The 25,605-nt window shown below is 66.0% G+C and carries 22 protein-coding genes, 4 tRNA genes and 1 pseudogene; 6 read left to right on the forward strand and 21 right to left on the reverse strand.

The genetic code is table 11. The features are described 5' to 3' along the window. Positions 1-253: 253 nt before the first annotated feature. Positions 254-1,681 (reverse strand): annotated as a pseudogene (locus ACN2C8_RS08945) (DEAD/DEAH box helicase); the annotation flags it as partial. Positions 1,682-1,822: 141 nt separating this feature from the next. On the opposite strand from ACN2C8_RS08945, the gene ACN2C8_RS08950 reads away from it, so the two are divergent. From ACN2C8_RS08950 to mfd, 3 genes are read left to right on the forward strand one after another with little or no spacing between them, the layout of a single operon-like run. Then, positions 1,823-2,539: a class I SAM-dependent methyltransferase gene (locus tag ACN2C8_RS08950; protein WP_419255575.1), complete on the forward strand. Its 717-nt coding sequence runs from the start codon at positions 1,823-1,825 to the stop codon at positions 2,537-2,539. Between the two features lie 43 nt (positions 2,540-2,582). Next, entirely contained in the window at positions 2,583-2,876 is a 294-nt protein-coding gene (locus ACN2C8_RS08955; RefSeq protein WP_419255576.1) for a succinate dehydrogenase assembly factor 2, read from the forward strand. 9 nt (positions 2,877-2,885) lie between these two features. Beyond that, positions 2,886-6,350 carry a transcription-repair coupling factor gene (gene mfd, locus ACN2C8_RS08960; protein WP_419255577.1) on the forward strand — a complete coding sequence of 1,155 codons (3,465 nt, stop codon included), beginning with the start codon at positions 2,886-2,888 and terminating at the stop codon, positions 6,348-6,350. Positions 6,351-6,554: 204 nt separating this feature from the next. Here mfd and lexA read toward each other — a convergent pair whose 3' ends face one another. Continuing rightward, positions 6,555-7,265, reverse strand: coding sequence for a transcriptional repressor LexA (gene lexA / locus ACN2C8_RS08965; protein WP_419255850.1), 711 nt, complete (start codon positions 7,263-7,265; stop codon positions 6,555-6,557). Positions 7,266-7,424: 159 nt separating this feature from the next. Between lexA and ACN2C8_RS08970 the strand changes: the two genes are divergently transcribed. Continuing rightward, the gene (locus ACN2C8_RS08970; RefSeq protein WP_419255578.1) at positions 7,425-7,661 is read left to right on the forward strand and encodes a hypothetical protein; all 237 of its coding nucleotides are present in this window, start codon (positions 7,425-7,427) and stop codon (positions 7,659-7,661) included. 36 nt (positions 7,662-7,697) lie between these two features. Here the strand turns inward: ACN2C8_RS08970 and lepB are convergent, their stop codons facing one another. From lepB to ACN2C8_RS08995, 5 genes are all read right to left on the reverse strand, one after another. Next, complete coding sequence (gene lepB, locus ACN2C8_RS08975) at positions 7,698-8,501, reverse strand: signal peptidase I (protein ID WP_419255579.1); 804 nt, start codon at positions 8,499-8,501, stop codon at positions 7,698-7,700. Positions 8,502-8,571: 70 nt separating this feature from the next. Then, entirely contained in the window at positions 8,572-9,138 is a 567-nt protein-coding gene (locus ACN2C8_RS08980) for a lysophospholipid acyltransferase family protein (RefSeq protein WP_419255580.1), read from the reverse strand. A gap of 109 nt (positions 9,139-9,247) precedes the next feature. Then, complete coding sequence (gene trpC, locus ACN2C8_RS08985) at positions 9,248-10,036, reverse strand: indole-3-glycerol phosphate synthase TrpC (protein ID WP_419255581.1); 789 nt, start codon at positions 10,034-10,036, stop codon at positions 9,248-9,250. After that, positions 10,033-11,061, reverse strand: a complete 1,029-nt coding sequence (gene trpD / locus ACN2C8_RS08990) for an anthranilate phosphoribosyltransferase (protein ID WP_419255582.1) — start codon at positions 11,059-11,061, stop codon at positions 10,033-10,035. Before trpD ends, trpC begins: the two co-directional genes overlap by 4 nt. A gap of 7 nt (positions 11,062-11,068) precedes the next feature. Continuing rightward, positions 11,069-11,665 carry an anthranilate synthase component II gene (locus tag ACN2C8_RS08995; protein WP_419255583.1) on the reverse strand — a complete coding sequence of 199 codons (597 nt, stop codon included), beginning with the start codon at positions 11,663-11,665 and terminating at the stop codon, positions 11,069-11,071. 111 nt (positions 11,666-11,776) lie between these two features. On the opposite strand from ACN2C8_RS08995, the gene ACN2C8_RS09000 reads away from it, so the two are divergent. Then, a complete protein-coding gene (locus ACN2C8_RS09000; RefSeq protein ID WP_419255584.1) occupies positions 11,777-11,983 on the forward strand; it encodes a hypothetical protein in 207 nt (68 codons plus the stop codon). On the opposite strand, the gene trpE is transcribed toward ACN2C8_RS09000, so the two are convergent. After that, entirely contained in the window at positions 11,980-13,515 is a 1,536-nt protein-coding gene (trpE, locus tag ACN2C8_RS09005; protein ID WP_419255585.1) for an anthranilate synthase component I, read from the reverse strand. The genes ACN2C8_RS09000 and trpE overlap by 4 nt on opposite strands. Then, positions 13,512-15,467 carry a peptidyl-prolyl cis-trans isomerase gene (locus ACN2C8_RS09010; protein ID WP_419255586.1) on the reverse strand — a complete coding sequence of 652 codons (1,956 nt, stop codon included), beginning with the start codon at positions 15,465-15,467 and terminating at the stop codon, positions 13,512-13,514. The genes trpE and ACN2C8_RS09010 overlap by 4 nt, the downstream gene beginning before the upstream one ends. 162 nt (positions 15,468-15,629) lie before the next feature. Here ACN2C8_RS09010 and tpiA point away from each other — a divergent pair, with 162 nt between their 5' ends. Beyond that, positions 15,630-16,391, forward strand: a complete 762-nt coding sequence (gene tpiA, locus ACN2C8_RS09015) for a triose-phosphate isomerase (RefSeq protein ID WP_419255587.1) — start codon at positions 15,630-15,632, stop codon at positions 16,389-16,391. A gap of 434 nt (positions 16,392-16,825) precedes the next feature. Here tpiA and ACN2C8_RS09020 read toward each other — a convergent pair. From ACN2C8_RS09020 to ACN2C8_RS09075, 12 genes are all read right to left on the reverse strand, one after another. Beyond that, a tRNA-Arg gene (locus ACN2C8_RS09020) sits at positions 16,826-16,902 on the reverse strand. A 27-nt stretch (positions 16,903-16,929) separates the two neighbouring features. Further along, the gene (locus ACN2C8_RS09025) at positions 16,930-17,235 is read right to left on the reverse strand and encodes an ETC complex I subunit (protein WP_419255588.1); all 306 of its coding nucleotides are present in this window, start codon (positions 17,233-17,235) and stop codon (positions 16,930-16,932) included. A 23-nt stretch (positions 17,236-17,258) separates the two neighbouring features. After that, positions 17,259-17,335, reverse strand: a tRNA-Pro gene (locus ACN2C8_RS09030). A gap of 75 nt (positions 17,336-17,410) precedes the next feature. Continuing rightward, positions 17,411-17,890 (reverse strand): DUF192 domain-containing protein, encoded by a 480-nt coding sequence (locus ACN2C8_RS09035; RefSeq protein ID WP_419255589.1) that lies wholly within the window; start codon positions 17,888-17,890, stop codon positions 17,411-17,413. Positions 17,891-17,975: 85 nt separating this feature from the next. Continuing rightward, positions 17,976-18,596 (reverse strand): stationary phase survival cold shock domain protein CspD, encoded by a 621-nt coding sequence (cspD, locus tag ACN2C8_RS09040; RefSeq protein WP_419255590.1) that lies wholly within the window; start codon positions 18,594-18,596, stop codon positions 17,976-17,978. Between the two features lie 196 nt (positions 18,597-18,792). After that, positions 18,793-18,867: transfer RNA gene (locus ACN2C8_RS09045), tRNA-Glu, on the reverse strand. Between the two features lie 57 nt (positions 18,868-18,924). Continuing rightward, positions 18,925-18,999: transfer RNA gene (locus ACN2C8_RS09050), tRNA-Glu, on the reverse strand. Positions 19,000-19,117: 118 nt separating this feature from the next. Then, on the reverse strand, positions 19,118-20,926 hold the full coding sequence (gene recJ, locus ACN2C8_RS09055; RefSeq protein WP_419255591.1) for a single-stranded-DNA-specific exonuclease RecJ: 1,809 nt from the start codon (positions 20,924-20,926) through the stop codon (positions 19,118-19,120). Between the two features lie 99 nt (positions 20,927-21,025). After that, positions 21,026-21,994 (reverse strand): class 1 fructose-bisphosphatase, encoded by a 969-nt coding sequence (locus ACN2C8_RS09060; protein WP_419255592.1) that lies wholly within the window; start codon positions 21,992-21,994, stop codon positions 21,026-21,028. Between the two features lie 60 nt (positions 21,995-22,054). Further along, a complete protein-coding gene (gene glpX, locus ACN2C8_RS09065) occupies positions 22,055-23,008 on the reverse strand; it encodes a class II fructose-bisphosphatase (RefSeq protein ID WP_419255593.1) in 954 nt (317 codons plus the stop codon). 51 nt (positions 23,009-23,059) lie between these two features. Beyond that, positions 23,060-24,349: a homoserine dehydrogenase gene (locus tag ACN2C8_RS09070; protein ID WP_419255594.1), complete on the reverse strand. Its 1,290-nt coding sequence runs from the start codon at positions 24,347-24,349 to the stop codon at positions 23,060-23,062. 28 nt (positions 24,350-24,377) lie between these two features. Then, a complete protein-coding gene (locus ACN2C8_RS09075; protein ID WP_419255595.1) occupies positions 24,378-25,598 on the reverse strand; it encodes an LL-diaminopimelate aminotransferase in 1,221 nt (406 codons plus the stop codon). Positions 25,599-25,605 lie beyond the last annotated feature (7 nt).

The raw sequence follows: 25,605 nt of genomic DNA on the forward strand, positions 1-25,605 counted from the left end.
GAGCTTCGCGTTCCGGGGCGGCGGCGCGCTCAGGACGGGCCCGGTCGTAACCGCGTTCGCGCGGAGCCTCAGCTTCAGTCTCGACCGGGGCGGCGGCCTCGATGCGCTCAGGACGCGGGCCGCGTTCAGACCGATCACGGCCGCGACCACGATCACGGCCGCGTTCACGGGCAGGGCGCACCTCGGCTTCAGCTTCAACGTCAGAGTCGACCTGAACAGGGGCGACAGCCTCGACAACTTCCGGCTCAGCGGCGCGTTCCGGACGATCGGCGCGCGGACCCCGTTCGCGCGGCTTGCGCTCGCCACGTGTACGGGCGGGGCGACCCTCGCGGGCTTCCACGGGTGCGGCGGACGGCGCTTCAATCACGCCATCAACAGGCGTAGCGGCGTCGACCGGAGCGGCCTCGGCGTCGCGCGTGCGAGCGCCACGGCCGCCACGGGCCGAGCGTTCGCCAGCTTCGCGTTCGCCGCCGCGATCACGGCTCGGCGGCGCGCCACGACCGCCACGCTTCTTGTCGCCGTCGCGATGGACAGTAACGGCCTGCGAGTAGTCGAGCTCGAGTTTCTCTTCGACCGGCGTCGAGCCGATCAGCTTGACGACCTTGTCGAAACCCTTGTCGTCAGCCGGGGTGACCAGCATGTAGGTGATGCCCGAGCGACCGGCCCGGCCCGTGCGACCGATACGGTGCACATAGTCGTCGGCGTGGTGCGGGACGTCATAGTTGAAGACGTGGCTGACAGCCGGGATGTCCAGGCCGCGCGCGGCGACGTCGGAGGCTACCAGGATCTTCAGCGAACCATCGCGGAAGGCCGCCAAGGTCTTCATGCGCTGGCTCTGGTCCAGGTCGCCATGGATCGCGGCGGCGTCGAAGCCATGCGAGCGCAGCGACTTGGCCACCACATCGACCTCGGTCTTGCGATTGCAGAACACGATGCCGGTTTCAATCTGGGCCTTCTCGATCAGCGCACGCAGCGCCAGGCGCTTAGCCTTGGGATCGGAGGAGGGGACCTTGACCAGCAGTTGGGTGATGTTCTCGTTGGTCGTCGCCGGCCGCGCCGCCTCGATCCGCACGGGATCCTTGAGGAACTGCTTGGTCAGGCGGGTGATTTCCGGCGGCATCGTCGCCGAGAAGAACAGGGTCTGCTTCTTGGGCGGCGTCATCTTGAAGATGCGCTCGATGTCCGGGATGAAGCCCATGTCCAGCATGCGGTCAGCTTCGTCAACGACCAGGAACTGCACGCCGGTCATCAGCAGCTTGCCGCGCTCGAAATGGTCGAGCAGGCGGCCAGGGGTGGCGATCAGAACGTCGACGCCGCGATCCAGCTTCTTTTCCTGATCGCCGAACGACACGCCGCCGATCAGCAGGGCCCACGAGAGCTTGGTGCCCTTGGCGTACTTTTCGAAGCTGGAGGCCACCTGGTCGGCCAGTTCGCGGGTGGGAGCGATGACCAGGGCGCGGGGCATGCGCGCCTTGGCGCGGCCCGTCATCAGCTTGTCGATCAGCGGAAGGGTGAAGGCGGCGGTCTTGCCGGTGCCCGTCTGCGCGATGCCCAGGACGTCTTGCCCGGCGAGTGCAACAGGAATGGCTGCGGCCTGAATAGGAGTGGCCGTGGTGTAGCCGGTGTCTGCGACCGCTTGGAGGGTCGTGGGCGACAGCCCGAGTTCGGAAAATTCTGTCATATCAATCTGGCTGAATTCAGAGCCGCCCGTGTTTGGGCGAACGGGCGGCGCGGATTCGCCTGACCTGCTCCGAAGCTGGGGATAAATAGGCTGAACCGCGTCAAAGTCAATGATGGCGCGCGGGCGGGGGACAAGACCGAGATGGACGAAAGCGGCTGGAAGAGCTCCGCAAAAGCCTGGATTGCCGACATCGGCGAGAACGGTGACTTTGGCCGTCAGCACGTGCTCGACAACGTCATGATTGAGCGTCTGTCCGGGCTGGTCCGGGGAACAGCCCTCGATGTCGGATGTGGGGAAGGGCGGTTTTGCAGGATCTTGCGAGGGCAAGGTTTCGAGACGGTGGGTCTGGATCCGACCGAGGAACTACTCGACGCAGCGCGCGCGCGTGACCCGGGCGGCCTCTATGTCGAGGGACGCGCAGAAGCGCTGGTGTTCGCCGACGCCAGCTTCGATCTGGTGGTGAGCTATCTGAGTCTGATCGATATCGAGGACGTCCAGACCGCCATAGCCGAGATGGCGCGGGTGCTTAAGCCTGGCGGGACGTTGCTGATCGCCAATCTGGCCAGCTTCAAGACCGCCGCCGTCCACGGCGGCTGGCAGCGCGATTTGCTGGGACGCCTGACCCATTTTGCGATGGATCGCTATCTGGAGACGAGGAGCAGCCGGGAAAGTTGGCGTGGGATCTCAATCCGCAACTGGCATCGGCCGCTCAGCGACTACATGCGCTGGTTTCTGACATCGGGCCTGATCCTCACCCATTTCGATGAGCCCGTCGCGACGGGCGGCGACCCCGCCAAGGCCGAACGCTACAATCGCGCGCCCTGGTACGTGGTTATGGAATGGCGCAAACTATCCTGAGTGCTGGCGCCCGCCCTTGGCGCGCTCTATATCCGCCGAGCACATGACCATAGATCAAGACTCCCGCCTTCGGCGGCTTCGCTTCCGCGCTTGGCATCGCGGGTTTCGGGAAGCGGACCTCATTCTGGGGCCGTTCGCGGACAACCATGGCCACAAGCTGACTCCTCAGCAGCTCGATACGCTTGAGGCGCTTCTCGAAAATCCGGATCGCGAGATTTACGCCTGGATCGTCGGGCAGGAAGCCACGCCCGCTGAGTTCGAGACGGACGTGCTGGCGATGATCCGCGAGTTCCGCTTTGAGGCCCATGCCGTCCGCCCGATCGGCGACGGCGCGTAAGAGAGTTTCATGGCCTACGACGCCAAGCAGATCGCCAAGGCCGCCGGCGGCCTGACCCTGTCCGGCGCGCCCGAGGGCTTCGACGCCTTGGTGATGGGCGACATGGCGCGTGCGCGCGGCGGCCTGACGGCGTTCGTCGCCCGCGACACCGCCCGCGCCAACGCCTTCGCCGACGCCCTGAAGTTCTTCGCTCCTGAGATCGAGGTGGTGATCTTCCCGTCGTGGGACTGTCTGCCTTACGACCGCGTCGGGCCCTCGGCCGGCGTCGCAGCGCAGCGCATGGCGACCCTGTCGCGTCTCGCTCGGGGACTGGGTTCAGCAAAACCCGCCATCCTGGTGATCGCCGCGCCGGCCCTGCTGCAGCGGGTGCCTGACAAGAGCGTGCTGATGCGCGCCAGCTATTCGGCCAAGGTCGGCAGCAGCGTCGATATCAAGGACCTGGAGCGCTATTTCGCGGTCAACGGCTATGTCCGCGCCTCCACCGTGTCAGAAAAGGGCGAGTTCGCGATCCGGGGCGGCGTCATCGACGTCTATCCCTCGGCCGCCGAAGAGCCCGTGCGCCTTGACCTGTTCGGCGACACGCTGGAGAGCATCCGCGCCTTCGATCCCGAAACCCAGCGCTCAACCAAGCAGCTCAAAGAAATCGATCTCCTGCCGGTCAGCGAGGCCCTGTTGGACGCCGAGGGCATCTCGCGGTTCCGCCGCGGCTATGTCGCCAAGTTCGGCGCGCCGGGCGATGATCCGCTCTACAACACCGTCAGCGAGGGTGGCCGCCGCGCCGGCCTCGAACACTGGCTGCCGCTGTTCTACGAGCGAATGGCGACGCTGTTTGACTATCTTCCCGACGGCGCCTTGGTCGGTGTCGATCATCAGGCTGCTGAAGCGCGGGACGAACGGCTGGCGATGATCGCGGACGCCTATGATGCGCGCGCCAGCGCCGACCGCAAATCGGCCTATCGCCCTCTCGAGCCTCAGGCGCTGTACCTGACGGCGGCCGAGTGGGATCAGGCGCTGGACGACCGCCCGCATCGCAAGTTCACACCGTTCCAGCCCCAGGGGCTGGATGTCATCGACATGGGGGCCAAGCTTGGTCGGGTTTTCGCCGCCGAGCGCGCCCAGGACAGCGTGAACCTCTTCGAAGCCACGGCCGACCACGCCAGCGCTCTGGCGGCCCAGGGCAAGCGCGTGCTGTTCGCCTCATGGTCTGAGGGCTCGTCCGAGCGGCTGGGGACCATGCTGGCCGACCATGGCCTGAAGAAGATCAGCTATGCCGGCTATTGGCAGGCGGCCAAGGCCAATGATCCAAAGATCCCGCAGCGCGTGGTCCTGCCGCTGGACCACGGCTTCGAGACCGAGACCCTGGCGGTCATTTCCGAGACCGACATCCTGGGCGACCGTCTGGCCCGCCCGCGCAAGAAGCGCCGCGCCGCCAACTTCCTGGCCGAGGCCAGCGCCCTGACGCAAGGCGACCTCGTCGTCCATATCGACCATGGCATCGGCCGCTATGAGGGCCTGAAAACCCTCGACGTCCAGGGCGCGCCGCACGACTGCCTGGATCTGCTGTATGCCGGCGACAGCAAGCTCTACCTGCCGGTCGAGAACATCGACCTGCTGACCCGCTACGGGACCGACGGCGAGAACGTGCAGCTGGACAAGCTGGGCGGGGCCGCCTGGCAGAGCCGCAAGTCCAAGGCCAAGGAACGCCTGCGGGTCATGGCCGAGGGCCTGATCCAGATCGCCGCCGCCCGTCAGCTGAAGTCGGTGGAAGAGACCGATGCGCCGCAAGGTGTGTTCGACGAGTTCTGCGCCCGTTTCCCCTATGAGGAAACCGACGATCAGCTGTCAGCCATCGCCGATGTGCTTGGCGATCTCGGCTCGGGCAAGCCTATGGACCGGCTGATCTGCGGCGACGTGGGCTTCGGCAAGACCGAGATCGCCCTGCGCGCCGCCTTCGTCGTGGCGATGAGCGGCAAGCAGGTGGCCATCGTCTGTCCGACCACGCTGCTGGCCCGCCAGCATTTCAAGACCTTCAAGGATCGCTTCCAGGGCTGGCCGGTGAAGATCACCCGCCTGTCGCGCATGGTCACCGGCAAGGAAGCTGCCGAGACCCGTGAAGGCCTGGCCAATGGCCAGCTGGAAATCGTGGTCGGCACCCACGCCATCCTGTCCAAGCAGGTCTCGTTCAAGGACCTGGGCCTGGTGATTGTCGACGAGGAGCAGCACTTCGGGGTCAAGCACAAGGAGAAGCTCAAAGAGCTTCGCGCCGACGTGCACATGCTGACCCTGACCGCGACGCCGATCCCGCGCACCCTGCAAATGGCGCTTAGCGGCATCCGTGAGATGTCGATCATCGCCACGCCGCCGGTCGATCGCCTGGCTGTGCGCACCTATATCAGCCCGTTCGACCCGGTGACCCTGCGCGAGGCCCTGCTGCGCGAGAAGTATCGCGGCGGTCAGGCCTATTATGTGGTGCCGCGCATCAAGGACCTGGAGGAGATCGAAAAGTTCCTCCGCACCCAGGTGCCCGAGGTCAAATATGTGGTGGGCCACGGCCAGATGGCCCCGACCCAACTGGAAGACGTGATGACGGCCTTCTACGAAGGCCAGTACGACGTTCTCCTTGCCACCACGATCGTCGAGAGCGGTCTCGACATTCCGTCGGCCAATACCCTGATCGTCCACCGAGCCGACATGTTCGGCCTGGCCCAGCTGTATCAGATCCGAGGCCGGGTCGGCCGGTCCAAGGCCCGCGCCTACGCCTACCTGACCACGCCCAACGAGAAGACCATCACCCTGTCGGCTGAAAAACGACTGAAGGTGCTGCAATCGCTCGACAGCCTGGGGGCCGGCTTCCAGCTGGCCAGCCACGACCTGGACCAGCGCGGCGGCGGCAACCTGCTGGGCGACGAGCAGAGCGGCCATATCAAGGAAATCGGCGTCGAGCTGTATCAGCAGATGCTGGAAGATGCCGTCGCCGAGCTGCGCCAGCGCCAGGGCGCCGAGGCCCTGCTGGAGGATCGTGGCTGGTCGCCGCAGATCAATACCGGCGCGGCCGTGATGATCCCGGACGAATATGTCCCCGACCTGAATGTGCGCCTGTCGCTCTATCGCCGTCTGTCGGAAGCCGAGAAGTCGGCCGATCGCGAGGCCTTGGCGGCCGAACTGATCGACCGTTTTGGCCCGCTGCCGCCCGAGACCGACAGCCTGCTCAAGGTGGTGGCCATCAAGGGCCTGTGCCGCGAGGCCAATGTCGCCAAGATCGACGTCGGGCCCAAGGGCGCTGTGGCGAGCTTCCGCAACGACACCTACGCCAACCCACTGGGGCTGATGCAGTATGTCGCCAAGAACGGCCTGATCTGGAAGGTCCGCCCCGACCAGAAGGTGGTCATCAAGGGCGAGTGGGATACGCCGGCGCAGCGCCTGGATGCTGCGGAGAAGATCCTCGGGCACCTGGCCCGGATCGCGAAGGAGTAGGGCGGGGTGAGCTCTAACGCTCAAAATCCTTATCACCCCGGAAGCCTCGCAGAGGCTGTCCGGGACCCAGGGGCCGGCGCATCGTGATTGCCCCTGGGTCCCGACGGGCCGCTGCGCAGCCGCCGGGATGACAAGTCAATTTACAACGAAAAAGGCCGCCCCAACCGGGACGGCCTGAAATCTCGATAAGCTCTAACCGAGCCTTTAGTGATACCGGCGAATAAGCCCAACCAGCTTGCCCTGCACTTCAACCTGGTCCGGACCAAAGATCCGCGTCTCGTACTTCGGGTTCGCAGCTTCCAGGGCGATTGAGCCGCCCTTCTTGCGCAGGCGCTTGAGGGTGGCTTCCTCGCCGACCAGGGCGACGACGATCTCGCCCGAGGTGGCGGTGTCGCCCTTCTTGATGATCACATAGTCGCCGTCGAGAATGCCAGCCTCGATCATCGAGTCACCCTGCACCTCGAGCACATAGTGTTCGCCGCTGCCCAGCATCGACTCGGGGACAGGCAGACGGTCGCGTTCGTGCTGGATGGCGTCGATGGGCGTACCGGCGGCGATCTTGCCCAGGATCGGCAAGTCGCGGCTGTCATTGGCCGGCGCTGACGTGGCGCCGCTGCTGGAGGGGGGAGCCCCGCCACCGCCTTCCAACACCTGCGGCTTGAACGTCCCGCGCCCCTTGGGCGGCGAGGCGGTCGTCGCCTGTTGCGGCAGCTTGACCACCTCCAGCGCCCGGGCCCGGTGGGCCAGCCGGCGAATGAAACCGCGCTCTTCAAGCGCCGTGATCAGTCGGTGGATACCCGACTTCGACGCCAGATCTAGCGCCTCCTTCATCTCGTCGAAGGACGGCGAGACGCCGCTCTCCTTGATGCGTTCGTGGATGAACATCAGCAGCTCGTGCTGCTTGCGCGTGAGCATCTCGACCTCGACAAAGACGCGGAACAAACCGCAAACCTTGTCGATGTTCTCTAGGCGTTCTTTCTTAATGTCAAGTTGACGACGCAGGAACGCGAACCGTTCGACATTCGTTGGTGGCTGACGATTTTCAGAGGGGCGTCAGCCAGGCGCTACAGACAGTTGAACCCGACCGTGCCGGTATCGGTCGAGGGCAAGGGAGCCGGATTTGCCTTTGCGGTCATCGCCTACGGTCAGGAACATCACCTGATCTGGGTCGTCGCGATCGACAGCACGGGCGAGATCCGGTCAGCGGCCAATCCCACGGTTTGCGGGCAATCCCACTGGACCATCGGCCGCAAGATCGCGCCGCCGGCCAATGTCGAACCGCTCAGAACGGCGGTGGCCGCAGCGGGTTGAGACTGAAAGACCCCCGAATCGCCGTCGTGATTCGGATCATGCCGCCGGCGCGATGAGGCTTTTGAAAGTGCGGCTCCAGCGTGGCCCCTTGCTGGCATCCCACGAAAACAGCACGCGCTCGGCGCGACCGACCAGATTCTCGGCCGGCACGAAGCCCATGCCGGTTTCAGGCGGCAGGTGTTGATCCAGGTCGCTGTTCCAGGCGCAGACGGCGTCGCCCTTGCGAATCGGACCCGGATCGAAGCGGCTGTCGACAGAGTTGTCGCGATTATCGCCCATCATGAAATAGCAGCCTTCCGGTACGACATAGACGCCCGTATTGGCTGCCGCCGTGCGCGGGCCCTCGGAGTGGGTAACGTAGACTCGTCCGTTGGGAAGGGTCTCAGCGACCTCTTCAACCACCACTGGATAGCCGTCATCGCCCTTCACCCGTAGCCCCAGCGGCTCCTGGCTCACCGGTTTGCCGTTGAGCAGGACGACGCCGCCGCGCACCTGGATCTGGTCACCAGGCAGGCCAATCAGACGCTTGATGATGTCGGTGCGGCCATCGCCAGGCTTCTTGAACACCACGATGTCGCCGCGCTCGGGGGCGTGGCCGAGTAGCCGGCCATGTCCGACGGGTGGGCTGAACGGGATGGAGTGGCGGCTCCAGCCATAGGCGTATTTGGCGACCAGTATCCGGTCGCCGATCTCTAGGGTGGGCTCCATCGAGCCGGACGGGATCATGAAGGGCTGGGCCAGCACTGTTCGTGGGACCAGCATGATGGCCAGCGTCAGGGCGACGAAGCGCGCCCAGTCCAGCGACTCTGCCAGGAAGGTTGTGTTGCGCCGCGAGTCCATGGTCACCCCTTGTGGCTGAGATCGGCCACAGAATGCGGGGCGGAGCTTGGCCAAATCGTGGCGGGGCTTCCTAGAGCGCCGTCGCCCGTTCCGGGTGCCGGGGCGTGCAGTCGCGATAGAAGACGGCAAATTGGGCCATGTCCTTGTCATAGTCGCCCGACGGCATGACGGCCTGCCCCAGGGCCACCACCTTGCGCCTGTAGTCCATCTTGGCCGGCACGATCAGCACGCCGGCCTTGAGGGCTATATTGTAGAAGCCGGTCTTCCATTGCTTGGCCTTGCCGCGCGTGCCTTCCGGCGCAATCGTCAGCATAAACTCGTCACGGCGCGCGAACTCGTCGGCCATGGCCTGGACGGTGTCGCCCGAGCGCGAACGGTCGACCGGCACGCCGCCCAGATCGCGCATCAGGCGCGCGAAAGGCCAGCGGAACAGCGAGATCTTGCCCATGAAGCTGAGCTTGAGGTTCAGGGCGTCGGCTGCGCCCAGGAAATAGACGAAGTCCCAGTTGCTGGTATGGGGCGCGGCGATGATCACGAACTTTCGGGTCGTCGTCGGGGCGGCGCCCTCAATGGTCCAGCCTTCATGCTTGAAGAAGGCGACCAGCGACCAGTTCACGACCCGGGCGATCCAGTGCATTCGAGATCCTCCCGGAATGATTCCGGCCGCTTTGGCGGGCCGGTTGTTAGTGAAGATACTTTGGGCGGAGCCGCGTCAAAACGCCAGACCGGCCTTACCCAGTGTGGTGTCAGCCCAGCAGGACGCGGGTGGCCTCGGCGACATTGGCCTGCCGCATCAGGCTTTCGCCAACCAGCATCGCCGTGGCGCCGGCCGCTTCCATCCGCACGACGTCGTCGTGCGTGAAAATGCCGCTTTCGGTGACCAGCAGGGCGCCTATCGGGGCCTGGGCGGCCAGGCGCTCGGTGACGGCCAGATCAACGACGAAGCTCTTCAGGTCGCGGTTGTTGATGCCCACCAGGGTCGCGCCCAGTTCGCCGGCGCGGGCCATCTCGGCCTCGTCATGCACCTCGACCAGAGCGTCCATGCCCAGGCGCTCGGCCTCGCTCATCAGCTCGGCGGCCAGAACGTCGTCGATCATCGCCAGGATCACCAGGATGGCGTCGGCGCCCAAGGCGCGGCTCTCCGAGACCTGCCAGGGATCGACCAGAAAATCCTTGCGGATACAGGGCAGGCTGACAGCGGCGCGAGCGTCGATCAGATAGGGATCGGCGCCCTGAAAGCTGGGCCCGTCGGTGAGCACCGACAGGCAGGACGCGCCGCCGGTCTCGTAGGCGCGGGCCAGGGCCGGCGGATCAAAGTCAGCGCGGATCAGGCCCTTGGACGGCGAGGCCTTCTTGATCTCGGCGATCAGGGCCAGCTTGCCGGACGCATGACCGTGCTTCAGCGCCGTCTTGAAGCCGCGCGGCGACGAGGCGTTGCGCGCGGCGTTATCGAGCGCGGCCTGGGTGCGGCGGCGCTTGCGATCGGTGACCTCATCGCGCTTGTAGGCGGCGATCTTGGCCAGGATGTCGGTCATGCGCTTGCCAGTTCGGTGTTGGTGGCCTTGACCAGGCCGGCCAGGGCCGCCTTGGCCGCGCCGCTGTCGATAGAGGCTGCAGCGGCTTCGATGCCTTCGACCAGGGTCTCGACCTTGTCGGCGACCAGGAAGGCGGCGGCGGCGTTCAGAAGGACGATGTCGCGATAGGCGCCCTTTTCACCATCCAGCAGCCGGGTGAGGGCGGCGGCGTTGAAATCGGGCTCGCCGCCGGTCAGGTCGGCCAGCGAAGCGCGGGGCAGGCCCACGGCTTCCGGGGTGATCGTGAAGAAGCGCACAACGCCATCGCGCCATTCGGCTACCTCGGTCTCGCCGGTGGTGGTCAGCTCGTCCATACCCTGGCCGTGCACCGACCAGGCGCGCTCGGCGCCCAGGACGCCCAGGGCGCGGGCGATGGGCTCGACGAAGCGCGGGGCCGAGACGCCCATGACCTGACGTTTCGCGCCGGCCGGATTGGTTAGCGGGCCCAGCAGATTGAAGATGGTGCGGAAACCCAGTTGCTGGCGGATCGGCGCGACATGCTTCATCGCCCCGTGGTGAGCCTGGGCGAACATGAAGCAGATGCCGGCGTCGTCCAGAGCCTTGCGCTGCTGCTCTCGGCTGGCGTCGATATTGACGCCAAGGGCGGCCAGGACGTCGGCGGTGCCGGATTTCGAGGTCACGGCGCGATTGCCGTGCTTGGCCACCTTCAGGCCGCCGCCCGCCGCCACGAAGCCGACGGCGGTGGAGATGTTGAGGGTATGCAGGCCGTCGCCGCCGGTGCCGCAGACGTCGATGACGTCATAGGGATGGTCCAGCATGACGGCGGCGCGGCGCATGGCGCGGGCGCAGGCGGCGATCTCGCCCACCGTCTCGCCGCGCAGACGCATGGCGGTTACCGCGGCGCCGATCTGGGCCGGGGTCGGCTCGCCGCGCAGGCAGGCGCTGAAGAAGACTTCGGCGTCATCCTCGGAAAGGTTCTGGCCGTCGGCCAGCTTGGCCAGCAGCGGCTTGAAGGTATCGGACATGCTGCGCCTAGACCCAGACCGCCGCGTCGCGTTTCACGCCGGCCAGATCGATGAAATTGGCCAGCATCTGGTGGCCGCCCTCGGTGGCGATCGACTCGGGGTGGAACTGCACGCCATGCACCGGGCGGGTGCGGTGCTGCACGCCCATGATCTCGCCGTCGTCGGTCCAGGCGGTGACCTCCAGCTCGGGCGGCAGATCTTCGCGGCGGATGGCCAGGCTGTGATATCGGGTTGCGGTGAAGGGGTTGGGCAGCCCCTTGAAGATGCCCTTGTCTGCGTGGTGGATGGGGCTGGTCTTGCCGTGCATCACTTCCTTGGCGCGGATCACCTCGCCGCCATAGGCCTGGCCGATAGCCTGATGGCCCAGGCAAACGCCCAGAATCGGCATGTCTTCCGGCGCGGCGCGCAGCAGGGGCAGGCAGATTCCGGCCTGGTCCGGCGCCTTGGGGCCGGGCGACAGCAGGATCGCGGACGGGCGCAGCGCAAGGGCCTGCTGCACCGTCAGGTCGTCGTTGCGATGGACCAGCGTCTCGGCCCCAAGCTCGTTCAGGTAATGCACGAGGTTGTAGGTGAAGCTGTCGTAGTTATCGATGACCAGGATCATGACCTAGCTTCTAGAACGGCCGGACCGGAAGCGGGAGGGGGTTTGCGGCATTTGAGCGCGAGAAAGGCTTAAGGCGATTACAGATCGCTTGGCGTGGGGCATGATTGAGGCATGGTCTCGTCTGATTCCGCCCTCGATCCGGTCGCCATCGCCTATGCCCGCGCTCTGCTGCGGCCAAGAGAGCGTCGCCAGAAGATGGCGCCCGTCCTGGCGGCGGCGGCCTTCGCCGCGTTCTGCGCGCTCAGCTTCGCCACGGTGATGGTTTTAGCCCCGCCGGCGGTCACCCAGCATCTGCCGGCTGACCGCCTGGGGTATTAGGCGAAGCGCCAGGCCTCTTCGGCGGCGCGTTTGAGGGCGCGGGACTTGTGCAGGGTCTCGTCATATTCGGCGTCAGGATCGCTGTCGGCGACCACGCCGCCGCCGGCCTGCACGTACATCATGCCGTCCTTGACCAGCGCCGTGCGCAGCACGATGCAGGTATCGACCGAGCCATCGGCGCCGATATAGCCCACGGCCCCGGCATAGCCGAGGCCGCGCTTCTCGATCTCCAGCTCGTCGATGATCTCCATGGCCCGCACCTTGGGCGCGCCCGACAGCGTGCCGGCGGGGAGGGCGGCCATCAGCACGTCGACCGGATCAACACCTTCGGGCGCGACCCCCTCGACATTGGAGACGATGTGCATGACGTGGCTGTAGCGCTCGACCTTGAAGCTCTCGGTCACCTTGACGCGCGGACCTTGGTGCGGCTTGGCAGGCTCGTTCTTGCCCGCCTGCTTCAGCATCGAGACGCGGCCGACGTCGTTGCGGCCCAGGTCCAGCAGCATCAGATGCTCGGCGCGCTCCTTGGGGTCGGCCAGCAGCTCGGCTTCCAGCGCCAGATCCTCTTCCGGCGTCGCGCCGCGGGGGCGGGTGCCGGCGATCGGGCGGATGGTGATCTTGCCGTCGCGAAGCCGCACCAGGATCTCTGGGCTTGAGCCCACCAGGTGGCAGCCATCTAGATTGAGGAAAAACAGAAACGGCGACGGGTTGGTCCGGCGCAGCGAGCGGTAGAGCGCGAACGGATCCAGGTCGAACGGCGCGCGGAAGCGGTGGCTGGGCACCACCTGGAAGATGTCGCCGGCCCGAATGTACGCCTTGGCCTTCTCGACCACGACCGCATAGTCCTCGCGGCTGACCGGCGTAGTGAACGCGATCGGCGCATGGCCCTTGCGGGGCGCGTCATGGGCCAGCGGCCGGCGCAGGTCGGCCATCACCGTCTCGATGCGGGCCCGAGCGGCGTGGTGCGCGTCTTCAGCGGAGACGCTGGCCAGCGGACGCACGGTCGTGACCAGGATGATCTCCTGGGCGATGGCGTCGAACACGGCCACGATCGAGGGCCGGGTCATGATGCCGTCAGGCAGGCCGGTGGTGTCTTCATTGATGTCGGGCAGACGCTCGGCCAGCCGCACCATGTCGTAGCCCAGCGCGCCAAACACCCCGGCGGCCATAGGCGGCAGGCCCTTGGGCAGCTCGATACGCGAGGCGGCGATCAGGTCGCGCAGGCTGTCCAACGCGCCGCCGGCCTGGGGCGTGAACTCGCCCCGGGCGATGGCGTCGCCTTCGGCGATCTCGGCCTGGTCGCCGCGACAGCGCCAGACGAAGTCTGGCTTCATCGCCACGATGGAGTATCGGCCGCGCCAGGCGCCGCCCTCGACGCTTTCGAACAGGAAGGCATAAGGCTTGCCCTGTCCGATCTTCAGATAGGCCGAGACCGGGGTCTCGAGATCGTCAATCAACCGGGTCCAGACGACCTGGGGCTGACCGGCATCGTAAGCCTGGGCAAAGGCGTCAAAGGCGGGCTCAAGGCTCATTTCTTTGCATTGCCCGTCTTGGCGGCCTCGGCCTTGGCCAGGGCGTCGGTGTCGACGCCAATGACCTGACGGGCCAGGGTCAGGTTGGTCTTGGTCTTCAGGCTGGCCTGAGCGCCCAGGCGCGCGGCCTCGCCCAGGTCGCGCATCAGGCCGCTGTCGAGCTGTGGACGCATCATCTGGGTGATGCGGGCCATGTCGGCGATCTTGCCCGGGCGTACGGTTTCCAGCTTGGCGACCACGAAGGCCATCTGACCGGCCCGCGAGCTGAACACTTCGCCCGGCTTGGCGTTGAACGTGGCCAGCAGCAGGTCACGGCCTAAGCCCTGATGCTGCTGGGCGTTCTCGCGGCTGATGCCCGGTACGCGCTGGACCCTGGAGCCGGCCGCTGCGGCGACGGCGTCCATCGACTCACCCTTCTTGACGCGGGCGGCGAAGGCCTCGGCCTTGGCTTGAAGGCGCGTGGTCATCTCGTTCTGCAGCCACACCTGGGCCAGTTGCGGACGAACATCGGCCAGGGCGGGCAGGGCGGCCGGGATGACCTTCTCGACCTTGACGGCGTAGTATTCGCCCTTGCCGATCTCGACCAGTTCGCTCTCGCCGCCCGAGCTCAGGTCAAAGGCGGTCTTGAGCATGTCCGGGGTCAGGCCCGGGATCGGTTGCCCGGTCTGGTCAGCGCCCTGGGCGGTGATCGGCGAGGTGGTCATCACCATGGCGCCGGCCTTGGTGGCGGCGGCAATCAAGTCGGAGCCTGCGTCGTGGGCGTCCTGATAGGTCTGGGTCTGGTCATAGGCCTTGGCCTGCGCGCCCTGAGCCAGAAGTTCGGCCTCGATCTGCGGGCGCACGCTGTCCAGGCTGGCGACTGCGCCGGGGGTGACCTTGGTCACCTTGACGACCGAAATGCCCAGGCTGCCGGCGATCGGGGCGCTGACCTGGCCGGCGGCCAGGCTGAAGGCGGTGTCGGCAACCTTGCGGTCGGGCAGGGCCGACTTGGGCTTGTCGTTGATGATCACCGGCTGCTTGCCATAGGCGCTGGCCACCACGGCCGGCTGGTCGCCCTTGGCCAGGCGCTGGGCGATGACGGCGGCGGCCTTGGCGTCGGGGGCGACGATCTGGACGAGCGAGCGGGTTTCCGGGGTCGCGAGGGTGTCCTTGCGGAAATCGAAGGTCTTCTGGACGTCGGCCGGGTTAATGGTCACCGACGGCTCCAGAGCCTGGGCGCTGACGCGCATGATCGACAGGACGCGGGTCTCGGGGCGCGTCAGGCGCTCGGCGTTCTGCTTCATGAAGGCGTTCAACTGGGCGTCGGTCGGATCGGCCGGACGCCCGACAGTGGCCGGATTGATCGCAAAGGCCGCCAGGTCGCGGCTCTCCAGACCATAGGCCGCCTGCAGGGCGCCATAGATGCGCGGCGCATGCAGGCCATTGGCGACGCCGGTGAAGACATGGGTCTGGGCGATCTCATCGCTGAGCGAGACCTGATAGCTGTCGGGCGTCATGCCGTTTTCGCGCAGCAGAGCCTCGTACATCTTCGGATCGAACTTGCCGGTGATCGGATCGAACGGGCGCTGGCTGGGGTGCAGGTTGCTCATCTGCTCTCGCACGACGTTGCCGATCAGCTTGTCCGACGGATGGATGCCGAACTTGCGGATCACCTCGGACATCGATTCCTGCAGCGCCACTTCCTGCAGGATCTGGCGGTCAACGCCGCGTTCGACGGCCTGGTCGGGCGTCAGGGCCTCGCCCGAGCGGCGCTCGGTTTCCTTGCGGTAGTTCTCGTAGCGGGTCTTGAAGTCCGCCGCCGAGACTGAACGCGATCCCGCAGCGACGACGCCCGAAAGGCGCGGTCCATTGAACACGTCGCTGATCCCGAACACGGCGAAGCTGACGATCAGCAGGCCGAAGAGGATCACCGCGAAGGGCGATTTGGCGAAGGTGCGGAAACCGGCGAGCATGACTTGGAAAACCTTCCTGACTTACCGCGTGCGTCGGCGCAGCAGGCGTGAGCCTGAAGCGACGCTGCGGGCGCGAGCAGCGGGTATAGTAGAGCGGGGGGCGAGGGGGCAAGCCACGGCGGTCTTGACTTCCCATGGGCGAGCGAGGTCAAGAGCTTCTGCATGACCCTTTCAAGCCTGAAACCCCGGCCTTTGATCGCCGGCAACTGGAAGATGAACGGCCTTGCCCAGGCCCTGGACGAGGCCCGCGCCGTGGCCGGAGGCCTTGACGCCAGGCCCGCAGCGACCCGAGTGGCGATCTGCCCGCCGGCGACCCTGCTGCACCGCCTGAGTCAGGCGCTGGAAGGGTCAAGCGTTCTGACCGGAGGGCAAGATTGCCATGTAGGGACCAACGGCGCCCATACGGGCGACATCGCTGCGGCCATGCTGGTCGACGCCGGCGCCGCGCTGGTCATTCTGGGCCATTCCGAGCGGCGCGAGGATCATGGCGAGACCAGCGCCCTGGTGGCCGCCAAGGTCGAGGCCGCCCTGGCGACCGGACTCGAACCGATCATCTGCGTCGGAGAAAGCCTCGCTCGGCGCGAAGCCGGCTCGGCGCTGCAGGTTGTGACCGCCCAGATACGCGAATCACTGCCGGCCGCTCTGGCAGGACAGGCCTTCTCGATCGCTTACGAGCCGATCTGGGCCATTGGTACCGGCCGCACGGCGACGATCGCCGACATTGAAGAGATGCATGCGTCGATCCGGGCCCAGTTGATCTCGATGTTCGGCGAAAACGGCAAGGCGCCGCCGATTCTCTATGGCGGCTCGGTCAAGCCCGACAACGCGGCGGAAATTCTCCGCGCGGCCGAGGTCGGGGGCGCGCTGGTCGGAGGAGCCTCACTCAAGGCCGCCGATTTTCTGTCGATCATCGCTGCGGCTTGAAGGCCGCATGAAGCCTTATCGAGCAGACAGTCATCGAACTCAGACCGGAACCATACATTATATTTCTGATAATACTAATTAGACGAACAATGTGCGTGGCTGTTGCTACTCTGCGTGCGAGGCTCCAGAGTTTTTCGGGAAATCCGAGTTTTCTTCACGATCGCGCAAATTAGATTTCGAACCACCAGCTGTTTGCACGCCGATTGCCGCCGGAACACGCTTGGTCGTTGTGCGGACGCGACACATCGGAAACTCCAAACGAACGTCAAGTCCCGTGGACCTTAGAGCCGATGCGAGCCTGGCTCCATGGCGCGACGCGCTCAGCGCTTGATACTAGTCGAGGGGCGTAGAGCCCGCCGGTCGCCTGAGGCCAATGCCCCGAAACCCTGATGTGACAGGAGGCCCCCTCCCCGTTGCGCGCCCTGGCATCGGGGTGGCGCGCCCTGCTGGATTCGAACCAGCGACCGCTCGCTTAGAAGGCGAGTGCTCTATCCAACTGAGCTAAGGGCGCGAACCGGGAAGCCTCAGTGCGCGAACGCTAGTGCGTCCAGGGCTGTCTGCGACCAGCCGCGAAGTTATCGGCATAGGCCTTGATGATGCGCTTGGGAGTCTTGGGTTCGAACAGCTGGAAAGCCAGACCGTTGTGCTGGGCGTAGGCCACCGCTTCTTCGCGGGTTTCGAAGGTCAGGCGAACCTGCCCATTCATGTCGCTCGACTGGGTCCAGCCCATCAGGGGGTCTGAACGGCGCGCCGAGGTGGGTTCGAATTCCAGAACCCAATCCTTGGTCTTGGCCTTGCCGGACTGCATGGCGGTCTTGGCGGGGCGATAGATGCGGGCCAGCATGAACCTCTCCAGTCTTTAGCCGATGGTCGGAGCGGCAGGATTCGAACCTGCGACCCTCTGGTCCCAAACCAGATGCGCTACCAGGCTGCGCTACGCTCCGACACATCGGCAGGGGCGTGCTCTACAAGGGTTCGTCGTCCGGATCAAACGGGAACGGCGACAATCGCAGAACCGATCAGTTTTTCGGGAAGATCCGGTGCAGGACCTTGTCGCCGGGCAGGATGCCAAGCTGCGCCGCACGGCCGCCGGCAATCTCCAGAACGCCCAGGATCGGACCGCCCGAAGGCAATGGCATTTCGTTGTGGGGCTGCGCGTTGCGGACGATCGACAGAACGCGTCCGTTGGGCGCGATGTAGATGATATCCAGCGGGATGAGCGTGTTCTTCATCCAGAACGCGGCGGGCTGCGGCTTGGCATAAGTAAAAAGCATGCCCCGATCAGCCGCCAAGGCCTTGCGGAACATCAACCCCCGCTGCTGCTCGGCATGCGTCGCGGCGATCTCGACCTGAAAGCGCGCGCGGCCTTTGGAGGTCAGGACCTCCACGGCCTCGAGCTTGCCTGCGGGCTTGGCGACAGCGACCTCGCTGGTCAGCAAAGCGCCAGTCAGCAGCGCCACAAGCACCGCCCGTCGTCCCGGTTCGCAGATTACCGCCACTTACAATCCCCGCTCGCCATTCCGCCGGACACGCAGCCTAGCGCCACGGGTCCAGCGACGGAATGGCGGACCTGGATGGCCAAAGTCAGGCGTCGCCCGGCGTGATCTCGGCCACGACCAGGCCCTTGGGCCCCTTGGCGAAGCGCACCTGGACGTCATCACCAGGCTGGAGGTCTTCCAGGCCGCCGCGGCGCAGGGTCTCGATGTGGACGAAGATGTCGCCGGGTTCGGCGTCGCGCACCACGAAGCCGTAGCCCTTGGTGCGGTTGAACCATTTGACCTTGGCGTGCTCGGCCGGCCCTTCGGGAGTGAGGGCCAGACGCCCGCCGCCGCTGTCCAGCCCGGAGCGGAACCCGCTGCCCAGCCCGTCACGCTCGCGGCGCGGCGCGGCGTCGGCGAAGGTGCGGCGCGGCCGCTCAAGCGCCGAGGGCGCCGAACTCTCGTCGAGATCGACCACCTCACTGACCTGCCACCCCTTGGGGCGTCGCACCACGTCACAGACGATCACAGCGCCCTCAAGCGCGGTTTCTCGGCCGCAATTACGCAGCGAGGTCACGTGAAGAAGCACGTCCTTGAGGCCGGTCTGACCAGGATCATCCGGAACGATGAACCCGTAACCCTTGCCAACATCAAACCATTTTACGCGTCCGCTGATCCGCACGAGGTCTTCGTGCGCACCCACGGCGTCGAAATCGTAACCAGACATTCCGCCCCTCTGGCTCGCCCAATCAGCCCAACGGGACGAGCGCCACAAGAATAACACTGTTCTCGCGTTAGGAGAGCCGTCAATGGTGAATTCGCGTCAAGCACGCGCGCGAAGGGGATGCGCGACATTTCGTCGCAGCGACCATCCGGCAATAATTCTGGAATACAGCCGCAGGCACCGCCAATGCAGCTTTTGGTGGTAGTCCCTAGGGGAGTCGAACCCCTCTCTCCAGAATGAAAATCTGGCGTCCTAACCGATAGACGAAGGGACCACATCGCCATCCGGGGATGATGACATCGTCGGTAGTCAAATTTGAAAGCCTCGCGGGTGGTAGTCCCTAGGGGAGTCGAACCCCTCTCTCCAGAATGAAAATCTGGCGTCCTAACCGATAGACGAAGGGACCACGGCCCCGCGAGGAAGCGGGTGTATAGCCGCGCCGTTTGGGGCGCGCAACCCGCAGGCAAGCATTTTTTCCGTTCACCCACAGGCGGGGCGACAGCACCTGAAAATGCTGTTGGCGATCAACAGGCGCGAGGGTCGGCGGCGTCCTCGATCTCCAGCTGAACACCGTTGCGTCCATTATAGTCGTCGGGCTTCAACTTGCCGGCGACGTGCAGCGCGCCACCGCCTGACAACAGCCGCCGACCCAGGTCAGTTTCGGCGCTGCGCCAGGAAATCGCCTTCAGGCGCTCACCGGTCGGGCCGACCAGATCCATCTTCACATGCCCCCCCTTCAGCGCCATCACCCGGTCGGCGCGAACGCCGGTCAGGGCGAACATCGGCTCGGGATTGCCGGGGCCGAACGGCGCTAGGCGCTGGAAATCCTCGTAGAGCGCGCGATCCGCGCCCTTGGGCTGGACCAGGGCGTCGATCTCGACGGCCTCGGGGCCGACAGCCTCCATCTCGCCGGCCAGGCGCTCCTCCAAAAAGGCGCGCAGCTCGGGAATCGAATCAGGACGAATCGATAGGCCCGCCGCCATGGCGTGACCGCCGCCCGCCATCAGTAGGCCTTGCTCGAACGCCGCCTGGATCGCCGCGCCCAGATTGACGCCGGGTTGCGATCGGCCCGAGCCCTTGCCGACATTGGCCGCCCGGTCGATACCGATCACTACCACGGGCTTGCGATAGCGCTCGCGCAGGCGGCCGGCGACGATGCCAATGACTCCGGGATGCCACCCCTCCCCCGCCACCACAATCACGGGCGCGTCCGGATTGAAGTTGCTGCCGCGCTCCAGAACGGCCGCGGCTTCCTCGACCACGCCGGCCTCGACGGCCTTGCGCTCGGTATTGAGGGCGTCGAGCTCCTCGGCGAGCATCCGGGCTTCCTCGGGATCATCCGTGGACAAAAGGCGCGCGCCGAGGTCCGAACGCCCGATCCGGCCGCCGGCGTTGATGCGCGGCCCCAGGATAAAGCCGGCATGGAACACCGAAGCGGGTCCAGAGCCCTTGCCGACCTCGAACAGGGCCTTCAGACCCGGATTGCCCCATTGGGACATGGTGCGTAGGCCCAGCGTCGTCAGGGCGCGATTGAAGCCAACCAGCTGGGTGACGTCGCAGACCTCCCCCATGGCCACCAGGTCCAGCCACTGGCGCGGATCGGGCTGCGGTCGGTCGTCGCTGAACAGGCCGCGCTTGCGGGCCTCGCGGTTCAGAGCGGTCAGCAGCACGAAGGTCACGCCAGCGGCGGCCAGCACCCCCTGCCCGCTCTGGCATCCTGGACGGTTGGGATTGACCACGGCGGCCGCGGCCGGCGGGTCCTCGCGCATCAGGTGGTGGTCGATCACCACCACCTCCAGACCGATGGTGGCGGCGCTGGCGATGGCGTCATAGGCCGCCGCGCCGCAGTCCAGCGTCACCACCAGCTCAGCCCCGGTGTCGCGAATGGTCTTGAAGGCCGCCGGGCTGGGGCCATAGCCCTCGGTCAGACGGTCGGGAATATAGATCGGCAGCTCGACGCCCATGTGGCGGAACCAGCGAACCAGTTGGGCGGCGCTGGTGGCGCCGTCGACGTCATAGTCGGCGAACACCATGGTCGGCCGGCCCGCTTCCAGGGCGTCGATCAGGATCTCGGCGGCCCTGTCCATGTCGGTGAAGCTGGAAGGGTCAGGAAACAGCGCCTTCAGGGTCGGGCGCAGATAGTCCTCGGCCCCATCGACACCCACGCCACGCGCGGCCAGGGCCCGCGCCAGGGGCTCGGACAGGCCGTGCACCTGCTGATGGCTGCGCGCCGCGGCGGGATCGCCCGGGCGCTCGCGCCAGGCCCGGCCGCTCAGCGAGCGCGAGACGCCCAGGAAGTGGTCCTGATCGATAGGCGCATGACCGTCGGCCATGGCTAGACGATCCTGGGCTTGGGTGTGATGCGCATCGGACGATCTTATCCGTTTCGGAGGATTCGCTCCATGCGCCCCGGTGACGTCAGTCGCGGTCGCTTAGCTCGCCGAAACGAGATCAACCTCGTTGGCCGAGCCCAGCACCACCGGCACGCGCTGGTGTAGTTTGGTCGGTTGCAGGTCGAGGATGGGAGTCTTGCCGTCGGTGGCCTTGCCGCCCGCGCGCTCGACGATCAGGGCCATCGGATTGGCCTCATAGAGCAGGCGCAGCTTGCCGGGCTTGTCAGGCTCGCGGGCGTCCCACGGGTACATGAAGATGCCGCCGCGCATCAGGATGCGGTGGACGTCGGCCACCATCGAGGCCACCCAGCGCATGTTGAAGTTCTTGCCGCGCGGGCCGTCCTTGCCCTGCAGGCAACCGTCGATATAGCGGCGCACAGGTTCGGCCCAGTGACGCTGGTTGGACATGTTGATTGCGAACTCGGCGGTATCAGGGCCGATCGCCACGGTCTCGTGGGTCAGCAACCAGTGGCCCTCGGCGTTCATCGTGAAGCCGAACACCCCCTTCGAAAGGGTCAGGACCAGCATGGTCTGCGGGCCATAGACGACATAGCCGGCGGCGACCTGCCGGCGGCCCGGCAGCAGGAAGTCAGCTTCGGTCGCCTCACGGCCCGCCGGGGCCGGCAGGATTGAGAAGATCGTCCCCACCGAGACGTTGACGTCGATGTTGCTGGAACCGTCCAGGGGATCGAAGGTCACCAGAAAACCGCCCGCGCGGCCGGTGGTCTCGATCTCTTCCAGCTCCTCCGACGCCAGACCCGCCACAGCCGGACAGGCCTTCAGCGCGTCGCGCAGGATGTCATTGGTGATGATGTCGAGCTTCTTCTGCTCTTCATCTTGCACGTTGATCTGCCCCGCCGCGCCCAGGCTGCCGGAGATAGCGCCAGAGGCCACGACCCTGCTGATCTGAACGCAGGCGGCGGCGATCACGGTGACCACGTCCTTGACCGCGTCGTCGGCGGTGTGCTCGGCGGCCAGGTGGTCGGCGAGGGTTTTCAACGTCGTCATTCAGGATCTCGAAAAGTTTGGAGGATTCACCGCGACCTTAGCCGCTGGCCCGTGACGATCCTACACCCGGCGCTTCATTCGCACTTCGCGGACCGTGCCTGTCGAAGAGTTCATCACCAGGGTGTGGGTGTGCACGAAGCCATCCCTGTAGGTGACTCCGTCCAGCAGATTGCCCCAGGTGACGCCCGTGGCCGCAAAGATGGCGTCGGCGCGCACGATGTCGTGCAGGTCGTACTTCTTGTCGAGCTCGGTAATGCCCCACTTGGCGGCGCGGGCCTTCTCGTCGCTGTTGCGGAACAGCAGCCGGCCCTGGAACTGACCGCCGACGCATTTGAGCGCCGCGCACGCCAGCACGCCCTCGGGCGCGCCGCCGGAGCCCACATAGAGATCGATGCCGGTCGAGGGATCGGTGGTGTTGATCACCCCGGCCACGTCGCCATCGGTGATCAGATAGACCCGCGCACCGACCGAGCGGACGCTGGCGATGATCTCGGCGTGGCGCGGTCGGTCCAGCACACAGACGGTGATGTGAGACGGATCGACGCCCTTGGCGGCGGCGACGGTCAGCACGTTCTCGGCCGGCGTGCGGTCCAGATCGATCACGCCGGCCGGCAAACCCGGCCCGCAGGCGATCTTGTCCATATAGGTGTCGGGCGCGTTGAGCAGCGTGCCCTTGGGCGCCCAGGCCATCACGGCCAGGGCATTGGGCATGGCCTTGGCGGCGAGCGTCGTGCCTTCCAGCGGATCCAGAGCGATGTCGATGGCCGGGCCTTTGCCCGTGCCGACCTTCTCGCCGATATAGAGCATCGGCGCTTCGTCGCGCTCGCCTTCGCCGATGACGATTTCGCCGTCGATGGCAAGCTCGTTCAGCGCGTTGCGCATGGCGTCTACGGCGGCCTGATCGGCGGCGATCTCGTCGCCGCGCCCGACCAGGGTCCATGACGCGATGGCGGCGGCTTCGGTAACGCGGACCGCGTCCAGGACCAGCGAGCGGTCCAGGGTCTTAGAGCTCATCGACGTCTCCCAGCCTTGTCAGGCTAAATTCTCGGCCGCTTTTCGCGGTTCTCAGATGCGCGCGACGCGCAAAAGGCGCGGTCGCTCTAGCACAGCGCGCAGTTTTTCGATGCGGCTAATCGCGTCGAGGAGATTGGATTCCGGAGTCGCATGGGTAACGAGCACAATCGGCACGCCGCCCGCACCCTCGACGGGCTTTTGCAGGAAGCTGTCGATGGAAACGCCGCACTCGGCCAGGGTTTCGGAGATGGCGGCGATGGCGCCCGGCTCGTCGCGGACCATGATCCGCAGATAGGCCTTGCCCACCGTACGGCTGGGATCGACGGCGATGAACGGCTTGAGGTTTCCGGCTGGAGCCTGGAACACGGGACGCACGGCGCCGGTCATCACATCGGCGATGTCGGCGGCCACGGCGGCGGCGGTCGGCCCCGCGCCGGCGCCCGGGCCCTGCACGAAAATCCGGCCAACGCGACGGCCCTCGATGAACAGAGCGTTGAGCGCCCCGCCCGCCTGAGCCAGCGGATGCTCCAGCGGCGCCAGCGAGGGGTGCACCTTCACCGCCACGCCGTGATCGGTGCGCGCAGCCGAGGCGACGAGCTTGATCCGGTAGCCCAGATCCTTGGCCAGCTTGATGTCGAGCAGCTCGACGGCCTCGATGCCCTCGATCTCGGCGGCCGCGAAATTGGGCGCGCAGCCAAAGGCCAGGGCCGCCAGGATGGTGATCTTGTGGCCGGCGTCGAAGCCGCCCACGTCCATGGTCGGATCGGCCTCGGCATAGCCCAGGGCCTGAGCCTCGCGCAGCACGTCGGCGAACGAACGGCCGGTCTTTTCCATCTCGCTGAGGATGAAGTTGCAGGTGCCGTTGAGAATGCCGGCGACGGAGTCGATGTCGTCGCCGACCAAAGCCTCGCGCATCATTTTCACGGCCGGCACGCCGCCCATGACAGCCGCCTCGAACAACAGCGGCACGCCCTGGGCTTCGGCCAGAGCCGCCAGCTCGGCGCCATGCTCTGCGATCAGGGCCTTGTTGGCGGTGACCACTGGCTTGCCGGCCTTCAGAGCCGTCTCGACCGCAGCCTTGGCCGGGCCGTCCGAACCGCCGACCAGTTCGACGAACAGGTCGATATCCGACGATCCAGCCAGGGCGACGGGATCGTCGAACCAGGTCAGGCCCGAGATGTCGGTCGCGCGCGGCCGCGAGCGCGACCGCGCCGAGACGGCGGTGACGATGGCGCGGTCACCGGCCGGCGCGAAGTCGGGGCGCTCGGCCAGGAACTGCAGAAGGCCACCGCCAACCGTACCGAGACCGGCGACGCCGATGCGCCAGGTTTTGTTCGTCATCTTCGAATCCTACTCGCGAAGCCCGTCCCTAGACCGGCTCCACCGAATTGTGGTGCTTGGCCAGGATGGCGTCGGCGTTGGTGATGAATTTCTTCACGTTGCGCGCGGCCTGACGGATGCGATGCTCGTTTTCGACCAGACCGATGCGGACATAGCCTTCGCCGTACTCACCAAACCCGACGCCCGGGGCCACGGCGACGCCGGCCTCCTCGATCAGCAGCTTGGAGAACACCATCGAGCCGGCCTCGCGATAGGCTTCCGGAATTTTCGCCCAGGCGAACATCGAGGCGGGCGGATTGGGAATGTCCCAACCCGCGCGGCCCATGGACGAGACCAGGGTGTCGCGGCGCGCCTTGTAGATGCCCCGGATTTCGTCGACGCAGTCCTGCGGTCCGTTCAGCGCGGCGGCGGCTGCAACCTGCACCGGCGTATAGGCGCCGTAATCCAGATAGGACTTCACGCGAGCCAGGGCCGCGCAGATACGGGCGTTGCCGACCACCATGCCCACGCGCCAGCCGGCCATGGCGTAGGTCTTCGACAGCGAATTGACCTCCACGGCGATGTCCTTGGCGCCATTGACCTGCAGGATCGACGGCGGCGGGTTGTTCTCGAAATAGATCTCGCCATAGGCCACATCGCTGATCACCAGCAGGTCGTGCTTTTTGGCCAGCGCCACGGCGTCCTTGTAGAAGTCCAGGTCCACCGACTGGGCGGTCGGATTGGACGGATAGGACAGGATCAGCACGCTGGGCGGCGGCACCGAGTGCTTCACCGCGCGGCTGATGTTGGATAGATAGTCCTCAGGTGTCAGGGCCGGTACGTGGCGGATGACGCCGCCAGCCATGATGAAGCCGAAGGCGTGGATCGGATAGGCCGGGTTCGGACAGATGATCACGTCGCCCGGCGCCGTCAGGGCCTGAGCGAGGTTGGCGAAGCCTTCCTTCGAGCCCAGGGTCGAGATCACCTCGGTGTCGGGATTCAGCTTTACGCCGAAGCGGCGGTCATAATAGCCCGCCATGGCGCGACGCAGGCCGGGAATGCCCTTGGAGGCCGAGTAACGACCGGCCTTGGGATCACGGGCCGTCTCGATCAGCTTGTCGACGATGTGCTGCGGCGTCGGCATGTCGGGATTGCCCATGCCGAAGTCGATGATGTCGGTCCCCTCGGCGCGGAGGCGCGCCTTGATCTTGTTGACCTCTTCGAAGACGTAGGGCGGAAGGCGGCGGATGCGATGAAAATCGGTGGTCATTTTGGGG

Source organism: Caulobacter sp. ErkDOM-C, from assembly GCF_048541825.1.
Classification (GTDB): Bacteria; Pseudomonadota; Alphaproteobacteria; order Caulobacterales; family Caulobacteraceae; genus Caulobacter.

Bases quoted from the DNA above. Each gene is read 5' to 3' on its own strand.
- ACN2C8_RS08950 (WP_419255575.1), top strand. From the start codon at position 1,823: ATGGACGAAAGCGGCTGGAAGAGCTCCGCAAAAGCCTGGATTGCCGAC.
- ACN2C8_RS08955 (WP_419255576.1), top strand. From the start codon at position 2,583: ATGACCATAGATCAAGACTCCCGCCTTCGGCGGCTTCGCTTCCGCGCT.
- mfd (WP_419255577.1), top strand. From the start codon at position 2,886: ATGGCCTACGACGCCAAGCAGATCGCCAAGGCCGCCGGCGGCCTGACC.
- lexA (WP_419255850.1), bottom strand. From the start codon at position 7,265: ATGCTCACGCGCAAGCAGCACGAGCTGCTGATGTTCATCCACGAACGC.
- lepB (WP_419255579.1), bottom strand. From the start codon at position 8,501: ATGGACTCGCGGCGCAACACAACCTTCCTGGCAGAGTCGCTGGACTGG.
- ACN2C8_RS08980 (WP_419255580.1), bottom strand. From the start codon at position 9,138: ATGCACTGGATCGCCCGGGTCGTGAACTGGTCGCTGGTCGCCTTCTTC.
- trpC (WP_419255581.1), bottom strand. From the start codon at position 10,036: ATGACCGACATCCTGGCCAAGATCGCCGCCTACAAGCGCGATGAGGTC.
- trpD (WP_419255582.1), bottom strand. From the start codon at position 11,061: ATGTCCGATACCTTCAAGCCGCTGCTGGCCAAGCTGGCCGACGGCCAG.
- ACN2C8_RS08995 (WP_419255583.1), bottom strand. From the start codon at position 11,665: ATGATCCTGGTCATCGATAACTACGACAGCTTCACCTACAACCTCGTG.
- ACN2C8_RS09000 (WP_419255584.1), top strand. From the start codon at position 11,777: ATGGTCTCGTCTGATTCCGCCCTCGATCCGGTCGCCATCGCCTATGCC.
- trpE (WP_419255585.1), bottom strand. From the start codon at position 13,515: ATGAGCCTTGAGCCCGCCTTTGACGCCTTTGCCCAGGCTTACGATGCC.
- ACN2C8_RS09010 (WP_419255586.1), bottom strand. From the start codon at position 15,467: ATGCTCGCCGGTTTCCGCACCTTCGCCAAATCGCCCTTCGCGGTGATC.
- tpiA (WP_419255587.1), top strand. From the start codon at position 15,630: ATGACCCTTTCAAGCCTGAAACCCCGGCCTTTGATCGCCGGCAACTGG.
- ACN2C8_RS09025 (WP_419255588.1), bottom strand. From the start codon at position 17,235: ATGCTGGCCCGCATCTATCGCCCCGCCAAGACCGCCATGCAGTCCGGC.
- cspD (WP_419255590.1), bottom strand. From the start codon at position 18,596: ATGTCTGGTTACGATTTCGACGCCGTGGGTGCGCACGAAGACCTCGTG.
- recJ (WP_419255591.1), bottom strand. From the start codon at position 20,926: ATGGCCGACGGTCATGCGCCTATCGATCAGGACCACTTCCTGGGCGTC.
- ACN2C8_RS09060 (WP_419255592.1), bottom strand. From the start codon at position 21,994: ATGACGACGTTGAAAACCCTCGCCGACCACCTGGCCGCCGAGCACACC.
- glpX (WP_419255593.1), bottom strand. From the start codon at position 23,008: ATGAGCTCTAAGACCCTGGACCGCTCGCTGGTCCTGGACGCGGTCCGC.
- ACN2C8_RS09070 (WP_419255594.1), bottom strand. From the start codon at position 24,349: ATGACGAACAAAACCTGGCGCATCGGCGTCGCCGGTCTCGGTACGGTT.
- ACN2C8_RS09075 (WP_419255595.1), bottom strand. From the start codon at position 25,598: ATGACCACCGATTTTCATCGCATCCGCCGCCTTCCGCCCTACGTCTTC.